This is a genomic window from Trebonia sp., assembly GCF_049794275.1.
Taxonomy (GTDB): Bacteria; Actinomycetota; Actinomycetes; order Streptosporangiales; family Streptosporangiaceae; genus Trebonia.
Map to the genome: position 1 here is coordinate 1 of NZ_JBARCR010001060.1, position 4,363 is coordinate 4,363.

At 70.9% G+C, this 4,363-nt stretch carries 6 protein-coding genes; 3 read left to right on the top strand and 3 right to left on the bottom strand.

What is annotated here, in order from left to right:
* The first annotated feature begins 101 nt into the window (after positions 1 to 101).
* Positions 102 to 458, top strand: a complete 357-nt coding sequence (locus WA805_RS26530) for an ArsR/SmtB family transcription factor (RefSeq protein ID WP_422281536.1) — start codon at positions 102 to 104, stop codon at positions 456 to 458.
* A gap of 111 nt (positions 459 to 569) precedes the next feature.
* Positions 570 to 1,862, top strand: coding sequence for an isochorismate synthase (locus tag WA805_RS26535; protein ID WP_422337789.1), 1,293 nt, complete (start codon positions 570 to 572; stop codon positions 1,860 to 1,862).
* 11 nt (positions 1,863 to 1,873) lie between these two features.
* On the opposite strand, the gene WA805_RS26540 is transcribed toward WA805_RS26535, so the two are convergent.
* From WA805_RS26540 to WA805_RS26550, 3 genes are all read right to left on the bottom strand, one after another.
* Positions 1,874 to 2,518, bottom strand: coding sequence for a 4'-phosphopantetheinyl transferase family protein (locus tag WA805_RS26540; protein WP_425243712.1), 645 nt, complete (start codon positions 2,516 to 2,518; stop codon positions 1,874 to 1,876).
* A 71-nt stretch (positions 2,519 to 2,589) separates the two neighbouring features.
* On the bottom strand, positions 2,590 to 3,315 hold the full coding sequence (locus WA805_RS26545; RefSeq protein ID WP_425243713.1) for an alpha/beta fold hydrolase: 726 nt from the start codon (positions 3,313 to 3,315) through the stop codon (positions 2,590 to 2,592).
* Positions 3,305 to 3,730, bottom strand: coding sequence for a nuclear transport factor 2 family protein (locus WA805_RS26550; protein ID WP_422337787.1), 426 nt, complete (start codon positions 3,728 to 3,730; stop codon positions 3,305 to 3,307). Before WA805_RS26550 ends, WA805_RS26545 begins: the two co-directional genes overlap by 11 nt.
* 100 nt (positions 3,731 to 3,830) lie before the next feature.
* Between WA805_RS26550 and WA805_RS26555 the strand changes: the two genes are divergently transcribed.
* Positions 3,831 to 4,363 (top strand): TetR/AcrR family transcriptional regulator (locus tag WA805_RS26555; RefSeq protein WP_425243714.1); only part of this gene is annotated, 533 nt, incomplete at its 3' end.

Here is a 4,363-nt window from a genome sequence, read left to right on the forward strand (position 1 = left end):
CGCGAATGGCGACCGCTCATCTGAGCAACCTTAGATATACGTGATGTCACGTTATGGCGGGATCGGTGGCAAGTGATCACTGATGCGGTGAGTATTAGCCCATGACGAACCAGACGGCGGAACTCATCGCGGAGCCTGCGCTTGAGTTTCCCTGCCCGCCGCTCGGCGCGGCGGAGCTTTCGGCCGCCGAAGCCGAGCGCATGGCCTGCATGTTCAAGGCGCTTGCCGACCCAGTCCGGCTCAGGCTCTTTTCCCGGGTCGCCGCGCATCAGAGCGGGGAAGCCTCTGTTTGCGACATCCAGAACGTTGGGGTGTCCCAGCCCACGGTCAGCCACCACCTGAAGAAGCTGAGAGAGGCGGGCCTGATCATCTCCGAGCGCCGCGGCACCTGGGTGTACTGCCGGGTCGCACCGGGGGTACTGCCCGCGATGGCCCGGATGCTGGCGCCTATCGACTAGCCCCCTACAGCATCGGTAACCACGACGAACTGCTCACCGGGAGCGAGCAGCCGACGGACCGGTTACCCAGGCGGATAGCCGCTTCCTGCCCGGCCACTACAATTTCCTGTCATGGCAGAGCCGTACGGGAACTACCACGCCACGGATCGACGGCCCGGCGGGGATTATGGCGGCGAGCACCTGGTGGTGCGCAGCGTGCCGGTGCCGGATCCAGGTGATCTGATCGGCCGGCTCCCGGAACCCGCGGCGCTCGCCTGGATCCGGCACGGCGCCGGCCTCACCGGCTGGGGCGAGGCGACGCGCGTCACGCTGCCCTCCGGCCCGGACAGGTTCGCCGTCGGCGAGAAGTGGCTGCGCGAGGTCATCGAGAACGCGGACGTCCAGGACGAGGCCAGGCGCCGCGGCTCGGGGCTGGTCGCGTTCGGCAGCTTCACCTTCGACGACTGGTCCGAGGGCTCTGTGCTCATCGTGCCCCGCGCGGTGCTCGGCAGGGACGGCACAGGGAACGCCTGGCTCACCACGATTACCCCGGACGGTGAGGCCGCCTGGCACACGGCGCCGCAGGCTCCCCTGCTCGCGCCCGGGCACATCCGGTGGCACGACGGGTCGCTGTCAGCCCCCGAGTGGGAGCAGGCGGTTAGCGCCGCGGTGCGCCGGATCATCCGCGGCGACTTGCGCAAGGTGGTGCTCGCCCGCGACATCTACGCGTCGGCCGACGAGCCGATCGACGCGCGGGTGCTGCTGCGCCGGCTTGCCGACCGGTACCCAGGCTGCTTCACGTTCGCCTGCGCCGGCCTGGTGGGGGCCACGCCCGAGCTGCTCGTCCGCAGGAACGGCCGCAAGGTCAGCGCCCTTGTGCTCGCCGGCACCATGCCGCGGGGCGCCACGGCCGCGGAGGACGCGGAGCTGGCGGCCACGCTGCTCGGCTCCGCGAAGGACAACGAAGAGCACGGCTACGCCGTCACCTCGCTGACCGACGCGATCGAGCCGCTGTGCCAGGCGCTGCGGGTCGCACCGCGTCCCGAACTGCTCAGGTTCGCCAACGTGCAGCACCTCGGCACGTGGGTGCACGGCACGCTGGCGACCGACCACTCCGCGCTCGCCCTGTCGGCGGCGTTGCACCCGACGGCCGCCGTCGGCGGCACCCCGACCGATACCGCGGTGGAGCTCATCAGGGAACTCGAGAACATGGACCGGGAGCGCTACGCCGGCCCGGTCGGCTGGGTGGACGCCGACGGGAACGGGGAGTGGGGCATCGCGCTGCGCTGCGCGCAGCTGACCGGGGAGCGGGCCCGGCTGTTCGCCGGCTGCGGGATCGTGGCGGCCTCCGACCCGGCCGCGGAACTCGCCGAGGCGCAGGTAAAGTTCCGCCCAATGCAGACGGCGCTCGAGCAGGGCGACTGACGCTAACTCGCTTAGCGCGGGACCGCGATCGCTGTGAGGATCAGGCCGCCGCTGGCCAGCCAGCGGCCAGCGAAGCTGGCCGTGCACGGTGGCTGCGGCTCGGTTAGGAGGCGTGCCGTGAAGGTGCCGGCCGGTGTTATCGTCACGTCCGCGTCCTCGAAGCCGAGCCAGCGGCCAGTGAGCGGGAACCACGCCTTATAGACCGACTCCTTGGCGCTGAACAGCAGCCGGTCCCAGCACACGGCTGGCCACTCCCCCGCAAGGGCCGCCAGCCTGACGCGTTCGGCGGGGAGCGAGATCACGTCCAGCACGCCGCGCGGCAGCGGATCGGCTGGTTCGGCGTCCATCCCGATGGCCGCGACGTCGCTGGCGTGCGCGGCCGCGGCGGCGCGGTATCCGTCGCAGTGCGTGATGCTGCCGACGATGCCCGGCGGCCACTGGGGCGCGCCGCGTTCTCCGATCAGGATCGGGACGGGCATGACACCGAGTTTGCCGAGTGCGATCCTGGCGCACTCCCGGCCCGCGGTGAACTCGCGGCGCCGCTTGTCCGACACCCTCTCGACGATCGCCGCCTCCTGCGGGGGGAGCGTGGCGTTAGGCGGGTCTGTGAACATTTCCGCGCTCGCGACCGCGGCGGGCAGGATCTCTTCGATCACCAGCGTTCACTCCACGCGCAGCACGGCCGGGACAGCAGCCAGGATCTCATGCCAGCGGAGAGCCTGTCTTGTCAGCCGCCGCTGGCCCGCGCCTGGGCGGCTACCGCGAGGATCGTATCGGCCACGGCGTCGGGCCGGTCTCTGGGGATGTTGTGGCCGGTGCCGTCGACGACGACGTGGCGTCCCTGCGGGGCGGCCGCGGCGAGCGCTGCCTGTAGGCGTGTCCAGTGCGCGCGAAACCGGCGGGGGAAGCCGCGGGCCGCGCTCAGGACGACGACGGGCACGTCGGGAAACGGCTTTGCGGCGGCGCGCAGCTCCCGCATGGCCGCAAGGGTCACGGGTGCGTCATCGTGCAGCTCATCGGGGAAGACCGCGTTGATGACCCGCCAGCCCCACTGAGCGGGCAGGGGCAGTGCGCTTTCCAGCTCCTCGTGCCCCGGGTCCACCAGGACCAGGCCCGCGACCAGGTCCGGCCGCCGGAAGGCAAGCAGCTGGACCAGCATGCCGCCCCAGCTGTGCCCGGCCAGCACGCATGATCCTGCGGCCAGCCCGGTGATCACCGATGCCAGGTCATCGACCTGGCGGTCGATGGTCACGAGGCCTGGCGCGGGGACGCTGCTGCCTATCCCCGCCCGGTCGTAGGCGGCGACGCGGACGTGCGGGGCCAGCAGCGGCATGACCCACTGCCAGGACGCGGCCCCGCAGTTCATCCCCGCCTCAAGCACGACGGCCGGCTCGCCGGCACCGGCCTCCACCCGCCGCACGACCCTGCGCCCGGGACCCGCGTCAGCTTTCACGACGCGGTTTCCCGGTCACGTCTTCCAGGATCCGGGGATCGGCGAAGTCGCGGGAGTGCACGATATGGCCGTCCCGGATCCGGATGATCTGGACGGACGTCGTGGTGAACGACCGGCCCGTCGTGGTCACGGTCCCCGTCGCCCGCATCTCGGTGATCACCACCTCCGGATCCTCGGTCTGGTAAAGCTTTGCCACCTCGAAGTCCTCCAGTCGCAGCGGCGACTCCATGACACGCCGCGAGTACTCGCGGATCGCTTCCTGGCCCGCCAGGCGCAGGGGCGTGCCCGGCGGCCCCGCGAAGGACGACTCGATCACCGCATCGGGCGCGAACAGGGCGGCGAAGCCGTCGGCATCGCCGTTCAGGATCAGCTGGCTGCGCCGGGCCAGGACGTCGGCGGGCGTGGCAGTTGGCATGAGGGTGGTTCCCTTCGCTCGGGCAGTTCGCTCAACAGGCGTTCATTGAACAAACGTAGAACGAAGTAGGCCGCCCGGTCAACATCCGTAGAATGAACAAATGACCACTCCCCGGACCGGCTCGCGCGCCGAGCAGCGCCGCCGCACCGAAGCGCGCATCCTCGACGCCGCCGCCCAGGCTTTCCTCACCGACGGGTACGAGCGGACCACCATCCGTGCCGTGGCCTCGGCCGCTGGAGTCGACGCGGGGCTGGTCATGCATTACTTCGGGTCCAAGCAGGAACTGTTCCGGCAAGTGATCGACGCCGCCCCCGTCCCGGAGATGAGCGGACCGCCCGGGCAGGCGGCCGAGCAGATCCTCGCCGCGCTCGCCAGCCGGCTGGAAAACGAGCCGGCCGCGTCGCTGACCCTCCTGCGCTCGATGCTGACCAACCCCGAGGCCGCCAGCGCGGCCAGCGCCGGCATCGCCCGCTACGAGGCGCAGATCGCCGAGGCGATCCCCGCCGACGACGCGGACCTGCGAGCCGCGATCATCAGCGCCATCACAATCGGCATCTCGGTCTCCCGGCACCTCATCAAAGCCGACGAACTCGCCACCGCCGACCCGGCGCAGGTCATCAGCCTGCTGCGGCC

Excerpts from the sequence above, each read along its gene's own strand:
- WA805_RS26535 (WP_422337789.1), top strand. The coding sequence starts at position 570 with ATGGCAGAGCCGTACGGGAACTACCACGCCACGGATCGACGGCCCGGC.
- WA805_RS26530 (WP_422281536.1), top strand. The coding sequence starts at position 102 with ATGACGAACCAGACGGCGGAACTCATCGCGGAGCCTGCGCTTGAGTTT.
- WA805_RS26550 (WP_422337787.1), bottom strand. The coding sequence starts at position 3,730 with ATGCCAACTGCCACGCCCGCCGACGTCCTGGCCCGGCGCAGCCAGCTG.